The sequence below is a fragment of the Cellvibrio sp. UBA7671 genome (assembly GCA_002483145.1).
Classification (GTDB): Bacteria; Pseudomonadota; Gammaproteobacteria; order Pseudomonadales; family Cellvibrionaceae; genus Cellvibrio; species Cellvibrio fibrivorans.
Map to the genome: position 1 here is coordinate 442,744 of DLHJ01000014.1, position 20,889 is coordinate 463,632.

Annotated in this window: 15 protein-coding genes; 1 reads left to right on the plus strand and 14 read right to left on the minus strand. The window is 47.2% G+C overall.

What is annotated here, in order from left to right:
- Positions 1-17: 17 nt before the first annotated feature.
- From B4E62_RS13650 to B4E62_RS13665, 4 genes are all read right to left on the minus strand, one after another.
- Positions 18-725 carry a hypothetical protein gene (locus tag B4E62_RS13650; protein WP_331352423.1) on the minus strand — a complete coding sequence of 236 codons (708 nt, stop codon included), beginning with the start codon at positions 723-725 and terminating at the stop codon, positions 18-20.
- Between the two features lie 87 nt (positions 726-812).
- Positions 813-1,244 (minus strand): GNAT family N-acetyltransferase, encoded by a 432-nt coding sequence (locus B4E62_RS13655; protein ID WP_331352424.1) that lies wholly within the window; start codon positions 1,242-1,244, stop codon positions 813-815.
- Positions 1,245-1,366: 122 nt separating this feature from the next.
- Complete coding sequence (ovoA, locus tag B4E62_RS13660) at positions 1,367-3,571, minus strand: 5-histidylcysteine sulfoxide synthase (protein ID WP_331352425.1); 2,205 nt, start codon at positions 3,569-3,571, stop codon at positions 1,367-1,369.
- 120 nt (positions 3,572-3,691) lie between these two features.
- Positions 3,692-4,543, minus strand: coding sequence for an ATP-binding protein (locus tag B4E62_RS13665; RefSeq protein ID WP_331352426.1), 852 nt, complete (start codon positions 4,541-4,543; stop codon positions 3,692-3,694).
- Between the two features lie 97 nt (positions 4,544-4,640).
- On the opposite strand from B4E62_RS13665, the gene B4E62_RS13670 reads away from it, so the two are divergent.
- Positions 4,641-5,312: a response regulator gene (locus B4E62_RS13670; protein ID WP_310070384.1), complete on the plus strand. Its 672-nt coding sequence runs from the start codon at positions 4,641-4,643 to the stop codon at positions 5,310-5,312.
- Positions 5,313-5,332: 20 nt separating this feature from the next.
- On the opposite strand, the gene B4E62_RS13675 is transcribed toward B4E62_RS13670, so the two are convergent.
- From B4E62_RS13675 to smc, 10 genes are all read right to left on the minus strand, one after another.
- A complete protein-coding gene (locus tag B4E62_RS13675; RefSeq protein ID WP_331352427.1) occupies positions 5,333-8,989 on the minus strand; it encodes an ATP-binding protein in 3,657 nt (1,218 codons plus the stop codon).
- Positions 8,990-8,991: 2 nt separating this feature from the next.
- On the minus strand, positions 8,992-9,750 hold the full coding sequence (locus tag B4E62_RS13680; RefSeq protein WP_331352428.1) for a DUF4194 domain-containing protein: 759 nt from the start codon (positions 9,748-9,750) through the stop codon (positions 8,992-8,994).
- Entirely contained in the window at positions 9,743-11,251 is a 1,509-nt protein-coding gene (locus B4E62_RS13685) for a Wadjet anti-phage system protein JetA family protein (RefSeq protein ID WP_331352429.1), read from the minus strand. The genes B4E62_RS13680 and B4E62_RS13685 overlap by 8 nt, the downstream gene beginning before the upstream one ends.
- A gap of 43 nt (positions 11,252-11,294) precedes the next feature.
- Positions 11,295-11,666 (minus strand): DUF3012 domain-containing protein, encoded by a 372-nt coding sequence (locus tag B4E62_RS13690; RefSeq protein ID WP_310070372.1) that lies wholly within the window; start codon positions 11,664-11,666, stop codon positions 11,295-11,297.
- 24 nt (positions 11,667-11,690) lie between these two features.
- A complete protein-coding gene (hemB, locus tag B4E62_RS13695) occupies positions 11,691-12,668 on the minus strand; it encodes a porphobilinogen synthase (protein WP_331352430.1) in 978 nt (325 codons plus the stop codon).
- A gap of 50 nt (positions 12,669-12,718) precedes the next feature.
- A complete protein-coding gene (locus tag B4E62_RS13700) occupies positions 12,719-13,144 on the minus strand; it encodes a hypothetical protein (RefSeq protein WP_331352431.1) in 426 nt (141 codons plus the stop codon).
- A gap of 49 nt (positions 13,145-13,193) precedes the next feature.
- On the minus strand, positions 13,194-13,805 hold the full coding sequence (locus B4E62_RS13705) for a hypothetical protein (protein WP_310070362.1): 612 nt from the start codon (positions 13,803-13,805) through the stop codon (positions 13,194-13,196).
- Entirely contained in the window at positions 13,806-15,860 is a 2,055-nt protein-coding gene (gene ligA, locus B4E62_RS13710; RefSeq protein ID WP_331352432.1) for an NAD-dependent DNA ligase LigA, read from the minus strand.
- A gap of 110 nt (positions 15,861-15,970) precedes the next feature.
- The gene (gene zipA / locus B4E62_RS13715; protein WP_331352433.1) at positions 15,971-17,188 is read right to left on the minus strand and encodes a cell division protein ZipA; all 1,218 of its coding nucleotides are present in this window, start codon (positions 17,186-17,188) and stop codon (positions 15,971-15,973) included.
- A 29-nt stretch (positions 17,189-17,217) separates the two neighbouring features.
- Positions 17,218-20,727: a chromosome segregation protein SMC gene (gene smc / locus B4E62_RS13720; RefSeq protein ID WP_331352434.1), complete on the minus strand. Its 3,510-nt coding sequence runs from the start codon at positions 20,725-20,727 to the stop codon at positions 17,218-17,220.
- Between the last annotated feature and the right edge of the window lie 162 nt (positions 20,728-20,889).

Here is a 20,889-nt window from a genome sequence, read left to right on the forward strand (position 1 = left end):
CAGCAAAACCCGAACTATTAGTCTCGCGTCAAAAGCACATACCAACCACTAACATTTTCTTTGCCCGTATCAAAACCATGGGCGCTGCTAGATTGGAACTTCCACCAATCCTGTAAACTCATCTCGGCCTGAATATAACTCCAAACACCGGACTTGCTTTCATACAACCGGATCTCACAAAAGTTGGCCTTGCACTGAAAAGACTCAATATTTAAAAACTTCGAATAGGGATTACTGGCAATAGCATCTGAAATTTTATTCGAAATATCGCTATCTTGACTTGATGGGCTCTCTTGCTCAGAAAACTTGCGATATTTTTCAAGCAATGCTGAGTCATGACCTTTTAGATATTGATTAAATGGAGCCGGTACGAGCTTATCGATTTGTTCATCGGTTAAGGGTCGCTTCTTGTCCGAACCAGAAGCGTTATTTGTACCAACGGGAGTTGGAGTCGACTGAGTGTTTGGAATTTGAGCTGATTCAGTTGACGATTGCAAATTGGTAGCAGCATCCACTTTCATTTCTGAATTGCTTTTAGATGCTGAAATTTGATCGACTTCTGCAAACTCTTCCATATTTTGTGGAATATCATCACGCTGAATTATCGACTCAGAATTTTTAGTAGATGTTATTTCAGAAGCAACACTACTTGCCGGCTCTTTTGCGGTAAAGTAACCCGCAACGTAAGCGGCTAATACCATAATTAAAACGACAATATATTTCACATAATCTCCTTAATATTATTGGAATAAAAATCCACTTATAAACTTATTTGAAGCAGTAAGAATTTAATATGCCAGACAAACCGTCCATCACTTGGATTGATAGACATTAGGCTCCCATTTTTCCATGTAATCGTCCGGATGAGAAATAGCGTCGAACCCAAATTGCTCATATAAGCCGTGAGCATCTTTAGTAACCAATACAAAGCGCCGAAGATTTTGCAAATCCGGGTGCGCAACAATTTCCTCCATTAACCACTTACTCAAACCTTTGCCCCGATGAGCATCCAGAATAAACACATCTGAAAGATAGGCGAAGGTTGCGGTATCCGTGATCACCCGAGCAAAACCAACCTGTTCATTTCGATCAGTGAATACCCCAAAGCACATCGCATAATCGATTGCCTTCTGCATAGTTTCAGCAGGTATTCCTTTTGCCCAGTAGGTATTTGAAATAAAAGAGTGGATAACGTTGAAATCCAGGTCGGATTTGTTGGCACTGATTTTATAGCCGGATACCATTTGCAAGATACCTTTAAAATTTTTTGATATGACAGCTCAGCATTTATCGATCTAGCAGATCAAAACGGCGGAAGCACATAGTGCATTCCGCCGTTTATACACACGATTACAATAGATTACAACTAACTGATCCGCTCCCAAAACGTAACCTCAGAAACCGTATGCTGAAATTTACGCTTGGTCTCCCGAATCACAAACGGCACCTCATGTGGACCTTTGATTAAGCGGAAGTGCGCTTTCAAATGCGCCTGCAAACCATCTAACGTCGTAAAACTCTCGCCATCTTTTTTGAAGCCGCCGATCCATTCTTCACGCGGAGTGTGGTCAGTCAGCCAGGTGTAGGGCGATGTGAGCATAAGCACACCACCGATATTCAGGCGCTCGTGAATACCGCTAAGGAATTTCGCAGGGCTGTAGAGGCGATCAATTAAATTGGCGGCGAGAATAAAATCGTAGCCGGTAAATTGGGGTTTAAGGTTGCACGCATCACCTTGCGAGAATTCGACTTTTTCTTTGAATTCACTCAAACCCAAATCGTTAAGTGACCGGGATTTGTAGGAAACCAATTCACCTTCATCGACAAGTGTATAACGCAGAGTCTCGCTGTTGGCGAGCTGTACACCTTGGCCGATAAAACGGGCAGAAAAATCAATGCCGTTCACGTGATCAAAATACCGCGCCAATTCAAACGTGGCGCGACCGGAGGCACAGCCTAAATCCAGCGCTTTTGCTTTGGGTTTATCGCCCAACTCTTGCACCGCCAAATCAACCAAGGCTTTAGAGAAATTGGCTACGCCAAAATATTCATCGCCGTAATGGAACTCGGCGTACTCAGACATTAATTTATCGGTTTCATAATGGGAACTAGGCAAGGGTTTTACATCTCCGGAAACAACATAGCGGAAACCCGCGTGTTGGAAAAAATGACGGCGGAATGCGTAGCGCGATGAGCGCAATGTTTCATTGCCGCAGGAAATCCATGAGCCACCTTTAATTAAATTGTGGCGCTCATCGAATGTGGGTGTGGTGAAGTCATCATAAATCGGATGCACTTCAAATCCTTCAAAAGGATAAATCGGTGTTTCAGTCCATTGCCAAACGTTACCGACAACATCGTAAAAATCACCTTGGGCGAATTTATTCACCGGGCAAGATGATGCGGCATAATCGAGATGAAGATTGGCTGAAGATTTTTCTGCACCCGCCTCTTTTACTCCCGATTCATCGTAAATACGATACCACTCATCTTCTGTAGGTAAACGCACTGACAAACCGGTTTCCGATTTTTTCCAGTTACAAAATGCTTTAGCCTCGTGATAATTCACTTCTGCTGGCCAATCCCAGGGCATGGCGACTTCTTCGGTCATTAAACGTAAATACCAGCCGTTGGTTTTTTTAACCCAGAATGTTGGATGCTGGGCTTTGGTAAACGCGAGCCAGCCTTTACCCTCTTCTTCCCAGTTGTGGGAATTCAAATAACCACCGGCTTCTACAAATTGTAAAAATTCCTGATTGCTGACTAAAAACTTAGCAGCTTCAAATGCGTTTACTTCCGCTTCATGAACGCCGTATTCATTGTCCCAGCCATAATGCGGGTCGGCTTTATCTTTAGCCAAACGCACTTGGCCAGCGCTAACTTTCACTAAGCTATTATTCGGAGCGAAACCAGATTCACGCAGCGGTTGCCAGTGCGGAGAAGTTTTCACGAACTCCAATTTATGTTGGCGGATTAGTACTGAAGAAGTTTCAAGATGAATGCGCTCATGCTCAATTCCCATGATGATTGCCCACCAGGGGTTTTCCCAATCAACCGGCGTCTGCAGCGGCGCGTTATCGATTAAATCCAACACCAGAGCGCGCACCTGATCGCGATAAGCTTTTACTTCTGCAGGTGTTGGCCACTGGTAGTGCGCATCATTTAAATCATCCCAACTCATTTCATCCACACCAACAGCGAACATAGATTCAAAGCGGTGGTTGATGCGCTCGCTGATCATGCGCGTCAGTAATAATTTATTAACAAAAAATGTCGCTGTATGGCCAAAATAAAAAATCAGTGGATGACGCAAACTAATGGGTTTGGTGTAGAAGGCTTTATCGTTAGCGAGGCATTCAAACAGTGATTCGTAAGTGGTGAAAGTATCCAAAAAATAATGGCGCAAGGCGCGGCGCAGGCTAACTTCGTCGCCATCGCGGAGATTGGGGGTTCTGGCAAACAATGATGTGCGGGAGAATAAACGTGGGCTTGTTGGCGATAATTCGGTTGCTGCTCCTGATGATCTAGCCTCAGTGGTCTTGCGCAGCGTGGAATGTCCCGTATGCATCATAAACTCCTGATCAATATGGTCTTCTGGAAAAATAATCAGGGGAGAGCGTAGGCTTCCCCCCTGTAAGATGCTGTCAACTGTAAATGCAGTTTCAATAAACGCGAAAACCACTCAATTCGATCAGTCGCGCCCGACAAAATCCCGTGCAAACTGCCATGCCACCCGCCCGCTCCGCGCACCGCGTGTTCTGTGCCACAACAAAGCGGCATTTTCGGCCTGCTTATTCCATTGGCCACCCAATTGGCTTACCCAATAGTTGGCAGCAGCCAGATAATCATCTTGCGAGAAGGGATAGAAACTCAACCAAAGGCCAAAACGCTCAGAGAGTGATACCTTCTCTTCAATGCTATCGCTAGGGCGCACTTCGCCATCCTCATCGCTTACATCCAGATTGTCGCGCATCTTTTGAGGGATTAGGTGACGGCGGTTGCTGGTGGCGTAGAAAAGCATGTTGGCAGTAGGTGCTGCAATGGAGCCATCTAATACGGATTTCAATGCTTTATAACTAATCTCACCCTCTTCGAACGATAAATCATCGCAAAATATAATGAATTTTTCCGTTCGCTCACCGACCAAATCGACGATATCGGACAAATGCAGCAAATCCGTTTTATCTACTTCGATGATTTTCAATCCCTGCCCTGCAAACTCATTCCACACAGCCTTGATCAAAGTAGATTTGCCAGTACCCCGCGCTCCAGTCAAGAGCACATTATTGGCTTCACGAGCGGACATAAATTGGGCGGTGTTACGAACAATTGAAGCCTTCTGAGGCTCTATATTTTTTAACGCATCAAGGCTCACACGATGCGGATGCTTAACTGCTTGCAAATAGCCAACACCATTTGCCTGTGTGCGCCAACGAAAGGCGCTGGCACTCCAATCAGCCTTGGGGGGGGGGACAGGTAAAACCGCTTCAACACGATCAAGTATCTGTTCCAGCCGGGAGATGAATACATCAATATTGGACACGCTTATTTCCTTCGGTAATTAAGAACTCAACTAGCCAAGCGACGAGTCTGGACTATATTGAAAGAAGTTTATTATCTCTACAAGTACAAGGTTTTTTATGTTTACCAAACAAGAACTACAGGTGATTGGAAAAACATTGGCGCAAAAGCGCGATTGGATAACTAAAAACCTGAACAATGCAGAAATTGAGAAAGCCAAGGCGCAGCTGATGCAAGACCTGCCACTGATTGAATCCACCTTACAAAAAGTGAGCGATAAGCTGCGCTCCTATGATGAACCGATTACCGAGCGGATCAATCATTACATATCAGCCAAGGCAGTATCTCCCATCCGCCAAGCAGCATTTGGCCGTCGCCAGGAATTGTTGCCAGGGCAAATCCGAGTGCTGGTTGTAGATGATGACCAGTTGATATGCGAGCTGATTAACGCATTTTTACGCGCATCAGGTATGTATCAGATTGATTTTGCCAACGATGGTTTGAAGGCGATCGGCGCCATGTACGACGCGAACCCCATTTATGATCTGGTACTCTGCGACTGGAATATGCCTACTAAATCCGGCATGGATGTGCACACTGCTATGCGCGCCGCAGAGCGCTACCTGGGTACTGTATTTATGCTGGTCACTGCAGTGACCGAAGCCAAACAAATCCGCGCAGCGATTGAAGACGGTGTAGACGATTATGTCGTCAAACCATTGGAGCAAGACAAACTGATCAAAAAAATTGCCCGCTTTTTTCCACAAGTTAAACTCCCCGATGCGGACTAGACAGTCCGCATCGGGCATCGCTAACCTTCCACTTCAAGCATAAAATCCAAGGCTGCCTGTTGACGAATAGCGCGGCGATGGTTGGCCATCAGCTTCTTAATTTTCTCCTGATCACAAACTTGGCGATCCAGCATCACACGGCTTTTTAATTCGCCGACCGGTTCAGCAGTTGGGCATTTGCTGAATACAAATTGGTTGGAAATCAAATCCATAAAGGGGCCGGATTTGCTACTCGGCATAATAAATAGCAGCTGCAAACCAAGGCTCTCGGTTAAATAGTTAATTACTTCGCGCGAGCGGTGTTCATCCATTTTGGAAAAAGCTTCATCCACCAATACCATACGCAAATGGCTGTTACCTTCATTAAACCGAAATGCCGACGTAATGGCCGCACTGCGGATGATATACGCAGGCGTTTCTAACTGCCCACCGGAACCAGTACCGTATTGGCTCAGCGCAATTGGCGCCTTGCCTTCCGGTTCCTTATAAATTTCATAGCGGCGATAATTGCGATAATCCGCAATACGCGTTAATTCGCGCAGGGCTTTTTGTTCATCCTCATCGAGCAACATTGTCATCAAGCGCTCGCGCACTTTCTGGTGTTTCTCATCGAGCTTCATGTTGAACAGGGTTTCACCTTCATCCAAGCTTGGGCTATCAATGACTGCCTTGAAGAACTGCCAATAGTCTTTAAATTCCGGAACCCACTCCCAATCAAAACGGAATCGTTCGCGGTCAGCACCAAAGCGATGATGCTCCAGCTCTTTGTTTAACTCTTCGAGGATTTTTTTACCGTCGTTGATTGCCTGGTAAATCGAATGACAGAGATTGGTCACAAAGGCGTTATTGAAACTTTCACGCAGGGATTCAATCTCTTGATGGCGTTGAGCAAGAATGTGGTTTTTATCGCGATTATAGAGCGCATCAAACTGGCGACGCATATCGCAGATAGCACGGAAATTCGCACTACCCAAATCATCATTGTAATCAATGTCGAACAAAATCGCATCGCTGGTTGCGCAAAACTGGTTGTGCACCATGGCCGCTTGTTGCAATCGATGCAAAATAGTTTTTAATTCGGCATTCACACCCGCTAATTGGGATTCAAAATACTGGACGTTGTGTTGCGCCACAGCTTCGTCAGCCGCTTGCAAACGGGCATCCGCATTAAACTCCGGCCAAAACGCAGTAATACCCTGCACATTAGCTTCGCAGGTATCCGCTTGAGCAAGGGTTTTATCTTGTTCTGCATCCAACTTGTGGCAAAGGTTATCGGCAAGCTTTAAATCTGCACGGCAATCAACCTGCGCGCTATTCAAGCGAGCATAAAGCTGATTTTGGTCCTGCAAACGCCGTTGCAACTCCTGCAATTCAGCCTCCAATGCCTTGGTATCACTTAAATCCAACTGTTGTAATTTGGATTCAATCGCCTGGATTTTGTTTTGCGCCGCAAGCATAGTTTGCAATGTTTCGGCGTAGACAAGCGGTTTGAGCTTATCGATTGCCAATAATAATTCTTGTGTCTCTTCGGCGTAAGTTGTCGAGGCCTGCCATTCACTTACCAATGCATGGAATTCATTGCGCTTGGCTTCCAGCGCGCGTTCGCGGGCACCCTGGCCGAATACCAATTCGGAGTCAGCCATATCACAGCGGAACATGGCGTAATTTCCGGAACCCATTGCATCTTTCGTAATGCCACGGCGGGTATTTTTTAACTCTTTGGCGTTTTCCACTCGCTGTACATAGCCATAGCTGGCTTTGATGTAAGCCTCTGCAGTGGCATGCGAGAAAGTCATTACCTGAATAATTGAGTTAGCAGGAACGTCATTGGTTTTATCCAAATCCTTGCGCGCTTTTTCACCCTGGATAATACGTGCGCGGTTGCCCTGCCCCGCCATATTGCGCACTATCGCAATAGCTTCCGCTTCATATTCTGCTTCAACGATAATACCGAAACGCGCTGCGCCGATATAACCTTCAATTGCTGCTTGCCATTCGCGATCAATCACATCCACATAATCGCACAGCACGCGCGCATCGGCTTTGGGACATTGCGCCGCAATTGCATCCAGCGCTGCGCGCACAAAACCTGGATAGCTGACTTGACGGGATTCCAGCGTTTGAATTTCACGACGCTTCACTTCCGTTTGTTTTTGCAAACGTTCTGCCTGCGCTTTGCGTTTATCGCGCTCTTGCGCCAATTGGTCGCGCAAATTGGTGCGTAATACCGCCGCATTGGCATCTACATCAAACAAGGTTGCAACAAAAGCATTGTGCTGTTTTTGCAGCTCAAGCACTTTCGCCAATTGCGGTTCAAGCGGACTCACTTCAATCAGATCGCGGTTTAGCAACTGGTGAATATCCAGAGTGTCTGTTTCACTGCACAGCATTTTTACCAAATTGGCCAGACTCGTTTCTTTTAATGCAGGCAATTCAACTGCAATAGAGGTCTGGCGCAGAGCCTGGGCAAATTGCTGCGCTGCCTCCAAATTGGTTTGCAATTGCTGATGCTGTTTACGCAACTCAGAAACTTGAGTCTGGATGAGTTTTTCTTGCGCGTGTTTTTCTTGCTCTAATTGATCCTTGTCGCGCAGTGCAGGCACACCCAAACGGCGCGCTGTAGCTGCAAGAATCAATTGATTAATCTCATCGCGCTGCGCTTCGCAGGTCGCCAACGTTTGTTGATGACTTGCCGAGGTTTCACGCAATAATTGTTGTTTGTGTTTTGCTTCCAAATACAGGGATTGCGAATCCGTGTAGCGACGCTTGGCCACCGAATATTGCAGCACCTGCTGCTCCAACCAGTTGGCAATAAAATTATCCGACCACTGACGCCCCTGCGCCATACGCTCGATACCCTGACGCAGAGTGCGCGCATCTGCTTCCATGGTATGGATACGTTTCAACATGGTGGAAACAGTGCGGATCGCCTCGCCCAGGTCGCGATATTCCAAAATTTCATTGGCTACAAATTCATCGATACCTTTAATCGGTTTGTAAGCCATAAAGCGAGAAAATGCGCGCGCAGCATTCATGGATTCGCGTTCGGATATAGCATCTTTTTTTCCGCGCAAAATTCCGTACAAACGACACAAATAAGATTTTTTCTTATCGTATTTCTCAACTTGTTGTTGCCCGTACTGACGACGCAACCCGGCGTAGAGTTTATCTAGCGGCACGACGTACTTGTGGGTTTTCTCTTCTTTCAGTAAATCTTTTAAACTGAGTTCAACATCGCTCAGGATATAAAATTGCGTATCATCAAGGCGCGCTACTTTTTGCAGCGATGCGCCCTGCCCGGTGGTTTCCAAAAAGGCACGCATACCGATCAAGGCAGTAAACGGTTCGCTATTCTCGCCTTGCGTTGGATGGAACACCGCCGCCAAATAACCATCGCAGCCCTGCGGACGCGAATAAGCACCGTCATCGCAACCCAACACATAGGATGCAAGCGTACGCACCAACTTTCCACCGCGTCCGCGCTGACTGGATTCGTCCTGACCGGGGTTAAAGTGGAATAGATTGTCATGGGCAGCGGTCATGATGGTCTGGATCGCATCTGCTGCTGTCGTTTTACCGGAACCATTGCCGCCCGAAAATAAATTGATCGGGCCAAAATCAAATTCGGTATTGGGGACATTACCCCAGTTAACATAAATAAATTTTTTAAGGTACATAACTATTCTTCAGCCGCAAAAAGCGAACGGTTCAAATGCGGAGCGGATTTACGCGCTTTGGGTTCTGCAGATTCATCTTGCTCTTGCCCATCGGTTTCTTCATCAACCAGCAACAAGTTTTCAGCAAGATGATTGCGAATTTGTTCCAGCCATTCGTTATTCACAAGGTTGATAATCAGCGGGCGGATTTTGATCCAGCTTTCACTGGAATCAATATCGGACTCAGCAAAGAAGTTAATCAAGCGCAATTGACGCAAACGTTTAAATGCCTGGCGACGCTCACCCAGATTCTCTGGCAAACTGCGGCGCAATAAACTCTTCATCGCCATCGCAATGGCTTCCAGCGATAAAGTCGCGCAACCCTGCTCATCAATACTGCCTTCGCGTAATGCCTTGTCATATTCGGCACGCAACACCAGCACCAGCGCCACTTCATGTTGGTTTAACCGGCTACGCAAACCGGCGTTGAATGGCTCGTCACTTTCATCATCCATACCCGGCAAACGCGCACCGGGCGGCAATATGCGCACAAAACGGAAATGGCTATCATGTTGGAACCTAACGCCCATCAAACTGAGATAATCATTCACTAATTCATGGATGCGAACAAAGCGGTCATAAAGTTCAGCTTCCACTTGGCTGTCGTCACGGCAAAGCACACCGTAATCCAACAAGCGTTGCACCAGTTCACGCCAGTTATCCAAGCTCAGGTTATGCTTTTCAAGTTGCTCTTGCAGCAACGAACCTAATTGATTACTCATGTTCTACACCATCGTCGATCAAGCTAATCACAAACTCGTCGCGCTGTTTAAAATATTTATCGTTATTGACCAAGGGCTGCGCGTGCAGCCAATCGGCGTTTTGAGTAATCGCAAAACGATAACGGGATGACAAGTTAGCTGCAGCGCCCACCTCAATTGCGTGGGATAAATTCAGCAGCTCCTGCATATTCTTTGCCTGTAGCTCACTACTGTTAATTTGCCCTTTTTGGACCAGGGCGATGTGTACGTAATCGCGCAGGCTGCTGGACTGCAAAATAAACGCTTTATCCAATGCCTGTTGTACAAAGAGCGCTTTCTGGGCTTCTGCATCAAGGGCTCTATCTTCATCAAGCATAGAGCGCACAACCTGGATATTGCGCGGCGCACGCAATTGAATTTGTGCGGGATCAATAAATCCTATCTGGATACTGGCAATCGCCTCACCCTGCTCCAGCAATACCTGATCCTGCTGCTCTGCCGTTAGATTGCCAAGCGATCGGTAGATATCCATCAAATCATCTTGCCCGCGGCTATTAATGTAACTGAGCTGGCGAATAATAATGTCGGCGCGCTGGGTAAAGGTATTAAGCGCACGGCGCAATGCGGGCAACATAATGTCGCAGGCATTTTTTAAACGGGAATCAATTGTTTGCAGTAACGTTTCCAGGAGCGAAATACCGGGCACCACTTTTTGCGGCAAGGCTTTGCGCAAACGGATTTCCATTACCGCCCGCCAATCTTTTGCAGCAGTTTCAGCATCGCCCAAACCGTATTTACGCTTGCGGCGAATCTTGGTGACGATGTCAGAAATTTGGTCGCGATATTTTTCTACGCTGTCAGCAGATAAACGAACTTCCAGATCCGGCTTAAACACCGTCTCCATAAAATCAAAAAACTCGTCACTCGCCTGTTGGATTAATTGACGCGACTCAACCTCGCGCACCAACTGGCGTTTGCGCTCTTCCAGCTCGGCAATCACATCGGTAAAGTCGCTGATAATGCGTTCGGAATATTCATACGCATCGAGCAAATCATTGATCTCGCCCTGATCGTAAAAGGCTTGCAGGCTATTGCGGGTATTGCGTGTGTTGCGATTGCGCGTGCGGAACTGATTGGCATCATTGTCGGCAAAGGGCTGGGTAAACAAACGCCCCATGCGGCTAAACCCATAGCTGCTCTGCAAGCTGGTTTCATCAACTTGTTTTTCCAACCAACCATTTTCAATCAGGCGATTGATAATAAAACTGGCAAGATCGCGCTGGGTTTTAAAGCGGCCTTCGCTAGTATCATCTGGATCACTGACATCGGCATCAAGAATAGGCGCGCGGGCAATCGCCTCTTTAAAAATATCCACTAACTGTTCGCGGTTCATGGCGTGGCCATAATCGCGCAAATCGGTATACAGGCGTTGGTATAACAGGCGCAGGCACTCCGCCACCAGCTCACGGTATTTACCCGTGAGTGGATTAAAAAAGTGCTGACGGGAATCGCTAAAAAACATCAGGAATTTTCACAAAGAATAAAGCGGCAAATAGATAACAACATTAGATGCAGTTTTTAGCAAACAGCGACTGCTCTTCTTTGGTCCAATCTTTAGCATCTTTAACCATCATTACCTCGCACCAATCAGCGCTGCCCTCTTCTGGAATACGGCCATTTAATGCCGATACTTTCGCAACAGAATCTTCCGGTTTTACATCGGTAATAGGTACATCAGCGTACACGACGGTTTTTTGCAACTCCTCACTCGCGCTATTGGCAATCACATTCAAGCGCTGCAAAGTCGCTTCTGTTTGTGCTGCTTCTTTGGCCGCATTATTTGAATAGATGATTAAACCAACACCGAGCAAGAGCACTAACAAACTGCCCAACAACAAACCGGTAAGTAATTTTTGTTCGCGAAAAAAATTCATCATGGGTTGAATGTCCATCAATAAGCATTAAAGCCAGTCGGCCAGCTTTTCTGCGTAGTAAGTAATAATTAAATCGGCGCCCGCACGTTTAAATGCGGTCATGATTTCCAGCACTATGGCTTTCTCATCAATTACACCGGCCGCCGCACCGGCTTTGATCATGGCGTATTCACCACTTACATGATAAACCGCAAGTGGACGCGCAGAATTCGCGCGGATATGCGCCAGCACATCAAGATAAGCGATGCCGGGTTTAACCATGAGAATATCCGCACCCTCAGCTTCATCCTGCATGGATTCAGCAAGCGCTTCACGGGCATTTGCAGGGTCCATTTGATAAGTATTGCGCGTACCTTTAAAACTGCTATCAACCGCATCCCGGAACGGCCCGTAAAATGCCGAGGCAAATTTGGTGGAGTAAGACATCACCGGAATATGCGTAAAACCTGCAGCGTCCAGCGCTTCACGAATGGCGCTGATCATGCCATCCATCATGCCTGATGGGGCGATCATATCAACACCCGCTTGCGCAGCAAGCACCACTTGTTTTTGCAAATTCATCAGTGTCTGATCATTATCAACATCGTCATGCGCCACTACACCGCAGTGGCCATGGTCAGTGTATTCACAAAAACAATTGTCGCTAATCACCAGCATGTCCGGCTGCGCTTGTTTTGCGGTGCGAATCATACGCGCTAGCAAACCGTGCTCGCACCAGGTATCGGAACCTTCGTCATCTTTGTGCGTGGAGACACCAAATAAAATGACTGCCTTGATCCCTTTGCTCCAGGCGCGCTTTACGATTTCCGCCAGCTGATCTTCCGGGTAGCGATACACATCAGGCATGGATTTAATGGCTACAGGCGCAGTGATTCCTTCTTCGATGAAAATCGGCAGAATAAAATCGCTCATCCGCAGATGAGTTTCGCGCACCAGCTCACGCAATGCAGCGGTTTTACGCAGGCGACGAAAGCGAAAATCCGGTGTCGTTAAAGGGATTTGCATAAATAAATGCCTGATCAAAAATGAATTTAAATACCCAATCAAAAAATAATTTAAATACTCAGCGAACCTTCATGGCTCCATTCACAGCGCACACGCATATCACCCGAGCCCGGCTTGTGGAAATTGCCATTCGCTTCCCAAGTAAAGGTGTGGGTGCCAGACAATTCCGTCTCCAAATGCACTGTGGCCGATACCCAATACATACGGCTAAGCAGGGATTCAAATTGTGCGATCCATTGATCCCATTCGTATTCAACAGCTTTGTAAGATGCCCCGAAGTGCATAACTTCGGTTTGATAATTAAAAAATGGTGAATCCACACTAGGAATTGAAAACATTTCCTGACTTAAAAAGGGCCACTCATCTGCGTGCGGTAGCGACAACATCGCCGCGCGGTTTATCCGAATACGCTCAGATTCCACCATAGACGGGGATACATCCTTAATACAACCGTAAACAATTGATTCTTGATCCATACCCACTCCGATATTGGTTATCGACTAACAGGATTTCATTCAAACTATATTAAAACGGCCACCACCAACTGCCTTTAAAACGCTCTTCACAGTTGCGCAATTGATATTCGTATTGCTGGGAACGGTCTTCCACTTTGCGCGCGGTATTCATTAGCCAATTTTTTTTACGATAGGTTGCACGATTATAACCACCATGCCCTTCGTGATACGCCAGATAAAGGTTATAGCTATCATTCAAACCAATTCTGCTCCGCTTTTGGCTTTGCTTGTTGTACCAACCAATAAAATCAATCGCATCGCCAAAATTATCGCGCCGCGACCATCCGTTGCCACTCTGATCCTGGTATTCATCCCAAACATCGTCTTTAGCTTGCGGATAACCAAAAGCATCACTCGGCCTAGGCCCTGGAATCACCCATAAAATTTTAGTGCGTGCCGGCCGTGCATTGTGCTTGAACTGGGATTCCTGATACATGATCGACATCATAACTGGCACCGAAGATCCCCAGTGCTTCTCAGCTTTTTTGGCGTCTTTGTACCAAGAAGGTTTTTCATCGAAAATATCGCAGATATTATTGGAATTTGCCGGTGGTAAACTGGAGCAGCCCGCCAGTGCCAGTAGCATACCCAATACAAAAATTTTACACGTCGAATACATCATTTATATCTGCCGCCCGTGTTCACGCAACAACTCAAGCAACCCTGCCTCGTCCATTACTTTTAAACCCAACTCCTCTGCCTTGGCGAGCTTGGAGCCAGCCCCCGGACCTGCGACAACATAATCTGTTTTGGCAGAAACACTGCCTGCCACTTTTGCTCCTAATGCGAGCAAATGTGCCTTGGCATCGTCGCGTGATAACGCCTCTAGCGTGCCGGTCAATACATAGGTCAGCCCGTTTAAAGGCAAGGCGTCTGGGCTTGCAACTTCAATGTTATCCCAGTGAATTCCCGCAGCGCGCAGCGCAGAAACTGCAACGCGATTGGATTCTTGTTCAAAAAATTCGGCGACAAAATGCGCGACGACTGGACCAACATCAGGCACTCGCTGTAATACCTCCTGATCCGCAGCAGCCATAGCCTCAAAACTACCGAAGTAATTGGCAAAATTGCGCGCAGTAGACTCCCCCACTTCGCGAATTCCCAGCGCATAAATAAATTTTGCCAAGGTAGTTTTTTTTGAATTTTCCAATGCCGCGAGAATATTATCCGCCGACTTATCGCCCATGCGCTCCATAGCGGATAATTGTTCGCGAGTGAGCGAATATATATCGGCCAGATTATTAACCAAACCCAAATCAACCAGCTGCTCAACCAACTTATCGCCAAGCCCTTCCACATTCATGGCCTTGCGCGAGGCAAAATGCTTAATCGCCTCTTTGCGCTGCGCTGCGCACACCAAACCACCGGAACAACGTGCAACCGCTTCATCCGCAACAGTTTCTACAGGGGAATTACATACCGGACAATGTTCCGGGAAAAGGATATCGCGTGCATCAACCGGGCGCTTACTTTCCACAACCTGCACAATTTGCGGAATCACATCACCCGCGCGACGCACGATAACCGTATCGCCAATTTTTATTCCAAGGCGATTAATTTCATCACGATTGTGCAAGGTTGCATTGGAAACAGTAACACCGCCGACAAACACAGGCTGTAACCGCGCTACGGGAGTGACGGCGCCGGTTCTGCCCACCTGGAATTCAACGTCAAGCAATATTGTCGACTCTTCTTGTGCGGGAAATTTATAAGCAATTGCCCAGCGCGGCGCGCGAGAAATAAAACCTAATGTATCCTGTAACAGACGGGAATTGACCTTAAAAACAATACCATCAATATCGTAAGCCAATGCATCACGTTTTTCGCCAATGCGCCGATAGAATCCCAACGCTTCCTGAATATTTTTTGCAACACGGGTTTCGCGATTGGTTAAGAAGCCCCAGTTTTTTAAAGCAGCCAAAATTCCGCTATGGGTTTCAGGTAATTCACCGCCATCAACCCAACCGACACTATAGGCACACATTTCCAGCGGGCGACTTGCGGTAATACGGGAATCCAACTGGCGCAATGAACCAGCCGCTGCATTGCGCGGATTGACAAACAATTTTTCGCCCGCCATACGCGCTTTTTCATTCAGAGCATTAAATCCCGCTTTGGGCATATAAATTTCGCCGCGCACTTCCAGTACGGCGGGATAACCACTGCCCAACAAGCGCAATGGAATGGAATTAATAGTGCGAACATTCTGCGTAATATCTTCCCCGTTAGTACCATCACCACGGGTTGCACCGCGCACTAATAAACCATCGCGATACAACAAACTCACAGCGATACCATCAAGCTTCAATTCACAGGCGTATTCAATATCTTCTGCACTTTTTAATCTGTCCTGCACACGCTGGTTAAATGCGAGTAAATCACCGTCACTGAAAGCATTGTCCAATGACAGCATAGGCATTTCATGCACAACCGTTTGGAATGCTGATAAAGGAGTAGCACCAACACGTTGCGTCGGTGAGTCAGGTGTGACAGATTCAGGATACTGGGCTTCGAGTTCACGCAGTCGCTGCATCAAGCGATCGTATTCAGCATCCGTAATCTGTGGATCATCAAGCGCGTAGTACCGATAATTGTGATACTGGAGCTGTTTGCGCAAATCAGCAATTTCTTTGGCAACCTGAGACGGCAAATCATCGAACAAGGAGAGAGTAGACATGAATTAAATTACCTGATGATTCGGGCTTGGGGCGATGCGCGATTCATGCCTTAGCGTGCAGTTTTCTTACACGTCCCTGTGCAGGATTAATGACTAAAGAGAGCTGCGATTTAGCGCGGTGCTGGACGACGGAATAAACGCATACGTTCGAAATTGCGAATGCGCTCGCGACAATGTTCCAGCGTTTGCCGCGTCATGACGCTACGCTGTTCATCTTTTAATTCACCATCCAATGTCTCGGCTATGGCGCGCGCCGTATCGGCCATCAAATCAAATGATTGCATAGAATCAGCATTAATAGGCAGCGTCATAAACAAGCTGACGCCCGGCGTTTCAAACTCGTCCATTGCATCCAGATCAAAAGTACCCGGCTTAACCATGTTTGCCATACTGAAAAGCAAAGCACCCTCGCCTTTGGTATCGCTGTGGCGATGGAAAATATCCATGCTGCCATAGCGCATACCGCACTGCAAAACGATATCGAGCAAATCAGCACCGTTAAACATTTCGCCCTTGTGCGCCATGACGTTAATGATTAAAACTTCTTCCGGTTCTGCGGGTTGTTTTTCCGCAAAATTGTTTTGCGCTGTTGATGAAGATTGAGACTCATCACCTTCATAATCTTCTTCAGAATCATCCTCGTCATATTCTTCTTCATGACGGTATTCATCATCTTCAAATCCTTCGTTTTCTTCCGGACTCAAATCTCGCTCATCTTCATAATCGCTTTCATCTTGCGCGAGAATATTGCGATCTTCGCCATCATCCAATTCACGGGTATAAGGATGATCATCGCGCTCATAATCTTCACCTTCATAATCATCATCCTGACGATCATCGTAATCATCATTGAGATCTTCGTCGCGCGAAGCAGAGAAGCTGGGCTCAATACGCTCATTATTGGCAACAGCAGATGCTTTGTTATCATCAACCGACTCCATCAACATCGGAACCGATTGACCAAGGTTTAAACTGGTTTGCTGCGGCTCGCGTTGTGCACGCAGGCTTGATGGCGGTGCAACTGGCTCAGGTTGCTGATGCTTTTCCAAATAAGATTTGGCTTGCGGCTTTTTTTCAATACTGGGGACGCGCGCAGAAGGATCACGCTGACCAACAACACGAGCGCCGCCATTCGGCAATTCACTAGTATAGCTAGGAGCTTCTGCAGGAGGTTCATCCTCATATTCCGCTTGCTGCTTTAAACTTTTTTTGAGCGAGCGCGACACCTTGATATTGCCATTGCGCTCGTTGCGCTTGCGCCTGATCCCATCCGCTAATATCAGCAGAATCAGTAAAAAACCAACAATGATGACCCAATCTTTCCACATAAGGTTATCCGTATTAATTAGTTCAATGTTTAAACCGCAGCTAATTCTGCGGCTTCGTCCACATCTACTGTGACCAAACGCGAAACACCCGGCTCGTGCATGGTAACGCCTAACAATTGGTGTGCCATTTCCATCGCATTTTTATTGTGCGTGATGTAAATAAACTGCACTTGTGCCGACATCTCTTCAACCATACGCGCGTAACGACCAACGTTGGCGTCATCAAGCGGCGCATCAACTTCGTCGAGCATACAGAAAGGTGCAGGATTCAAACGGAAAATCGAAAATACTAACGCAATCGCCGTTAACGCTTTTTCACCACCAGACAACAAATGAATAGTGCTGTTACGCTTGCCCGGAGGGCGCGCCATAATCGTAATACCAGTGTCGAGCAACTCTTCGCCAGTCAATTCAAGATAGGCGTGACCACCGCCAAATACTTTGGGGAATAATTCCTGCAAACTTTTGTTAACCTGGTCAAAGGTTTCTTTAAAACGTGTACGGGTTTCGCGGTCGATGCGTTTAATCGCATTTTCCAAAGTCTCAAGCGCTTCCATCAAATCAGCATTTTGTGCATCCAGATAATTTTTGCGCTCGGACTCTGTTTTATATTCGTCAATTGCCGCCAGGTTAATTGGACCGAGCCGCGAGATTTTACCCGCGAGACTTTCCAATTCTTCTTCCAAGGGTTTTACTTCGGTACCTTCTGGCATCTCTGCCAAAATAATATCCAGGTTTAATTCTTCTTCTTGTAATTGCTCAACGATACCTGCGCGTTGCACTTCAAACATTTGTGCAGCTAACCGCTCTTGCTCCAAATGCGCGCGCACGGCCTGCACTTCCTGTTCAGCTCGGTTGCGTGCCTGTTCGGAGTTGCGCAATTCATGCTCGACAGTTTCCAAGGCGCGGCGCGCCTCAGCCAAGGAAGCCTCAACCGAGAGACGCTTGGATAAACTGGCTTCCAACTCTAGCTTATATTCCTCAACCGGATCGCGGTTATCGGCAATGCTGGCTAGCAATTGCTCACGGCGCTCTTGCAAACGTGAAGCCTGTTCACGCAAACGGCCAATACCCAAACGAATAGAATCCAACTGCGTTTTTACCGATTGGTAACGCATGGCGATTTCATGGGCTTTATCTTTATCGTGGCGCGCGCGCTGACGGGCAGTATCCAAACCGGTGCGAATGTCATCGCGCTGTTGTAGCAGCGATTCGCGCAGGTCGGTATCCTGCTCCATCATCTCGATGGCTTCACTCAAAATCATGCGCGCTTCGGACAAATGTTCAGCTTCCTGTTCCATTTGTTCACGCGCCTCGCGGATTTCATTATCCGCGCGCTCGCGGCGCATATTCATTTGTTCAATGCGAACTTGTTTGGCACTTAATTGTGAACGCAATTCACCGTATTTGCGGTTTTCTTCATCAACCTGACGACGCAGTATTTCACGGTCTTGCTCCAGGCGTTTAATTGCCGCACGCCCTTCTTCCAGTTGGGCATTGAGTGTTTCAATACTTTCTTCTGCAGTTGCAATTGCAGCTGCTAATTCTTCCAACTCTTGACGACGAGCGATTACACCCGAGCTTGCATCTGTGTCGCGGGTAACACGCACCCAGTGTGAACTCAACCAAATACCATCGCGGGTGATAACGGATTCATTTGCGGCAAGCTGTTTGCGCAAAGCGAGCGCGGCAGATAAATCATCCGCAATATAAATTCCGGCGAGCAGACCTTGCGCATCCCAAGGGGCAGTCACTTTTGCACTGAGCAATGCGGCTTTTGTCGATGCAGCAGAGGTTGATTTTGCATTGGTATCAAACAACACCAATTCACCCTGGGTGAGATTTTCCAGTAAGCCAGTCACTGCATCGACTTGATCTACGCAGACGGCTTGCAGTGCATTGCCCAACACAGTTTCAAGTGCTTTATCCCAACCATCGGCAACACTGATTGAATCAGCCAAGCGCGACTTATTGGTTAAATCATTTTGTGCCAACCACTGGGTGACGGCTTTATTTTTTTCGCCCATTGCGGCTTGTTGCAATGCCTCAAGCGATGCATGGCGGCCGCGCATTTTTTGCAATTGACTGCGCGCCTGATCCAATTCATTTACAAAACGATTGTTGTCATTGCGAGTGCTATCCAGCTGCTCAACAAATGCATCCAGCTGCATACGTTTTTCATCGGCAACCAAATCCAATTCAGCGAGTTGTTCAGTCAACTCATGAATAGATTCGTCTTCCGAACTATCTTGTAAGTTGGTTTTTTCTTCGCGCAACTTTTCAATACGCTGCAACAAACGTTGCTGTACTTGTTCAAGATGTTGGATACGCGATTGTTGCACTTCGGCACGTTGGCGGGGCTCGGCCGCACGCTGGTTAAAACTGTCCCAATCATTCTGCCAACGCTGCATTGCTTCTTCAGCATCAATCAACGATTCGCCCGAGGTTTCTTCCGCTGCTTTCACCATTTCCAACTCGGGTTCAAGCTCTAACAGCTCTTCTTCCCAGGCTTCGGTTTTTTGTGTATCGATTAATAAATTTTCTTCAGCTTCTTTGCTGTCGCGGCTGGTTTGATCCAGATCCGCCTGCAGTTGACGCGCGCGTTCACTGGCGTGTTGGATACTTTGCTCAAGGCGGGCGATCTCCGCTCCTATGGCGTAATAGCGGCCTTGGACTTCATTGAATTTATCGCCCAGCTCAGTGTATTGGCTACGGTACTTTTCAATTTGGGTGTCTTTGTTTACTTGATCGGTGACAAAAGATTCCATTCGCAGTTCAAGATCGTGAATACCTGCCTGTTTGGCTTTCGCTTGCAGATCCAGCTGCTGGAATTTAAGTGCCTGCAATTGTGCTTTTAGCAAACGCTCTTCTTTTTTGTACTCTGCGTATTTTTCAGCAGCCTGTGCCTGACGCTGCAACCGCGATAGCTGGCGCTCCAACTCATCGCGAATATCCGTCAAACGCTCAAGGTTTTCCTGCGTGCGGCGCATACGGCTTTCGGTATCGCGGCGGCGCTCTTTGTATTTGGAAATACCCGCCGCTTCTTCGATATAAACACGGAGATCTTCCGGCTTTGCCTCGATCAGCTTGGAGATCATGCCTTGTTCGATAATAGCGTAGCTGCGCGGACCAAGACCTGTGCCGAGGAAGATATCGGTAATATCACGACGGCGGCATTTGGTGCCGTTAAGGTAATAGCTATTGTCACCATCGCGGGAGACTTTGCGCTTGATACTGATTTCAGTGAAAGCGGCGTATTCGCCTAAGAGGGTGCCATCAGAGTTGTCGAACACCAGTTCGATAGAGGCCTGACCGACAGGTTTACGGCCGCTGGAGCCGTTGAAAATAACGTCAGTCATGTTTTCGCCGCGCAAGTTTTTAGCGGAGGATTCGCCCATAACCCAACGCACGGCGTCGATAATATTGGATTTACCGCAGCCATTCGGGCCAACAACAGCGCAAAGGTTGCTGGGGAAGTTGACCGTTGTAGGATCAACAAACGATTTAAAGCCAGCCAGCTTGATGCACTTTAGCCGCATAGGTCCATACACTCATATTTCATCAGGCTTGTATGGTTCGAGCGCCCTACCCCAACCCGCCTGTTCAATAAATAAATCGCCAGCAACCACACATTGCCTAGCTGTTTGATTTTGTTAGTTTTTTTAGCTTTTATAAAATTCCCGAAAGATGCCAAAAAAACC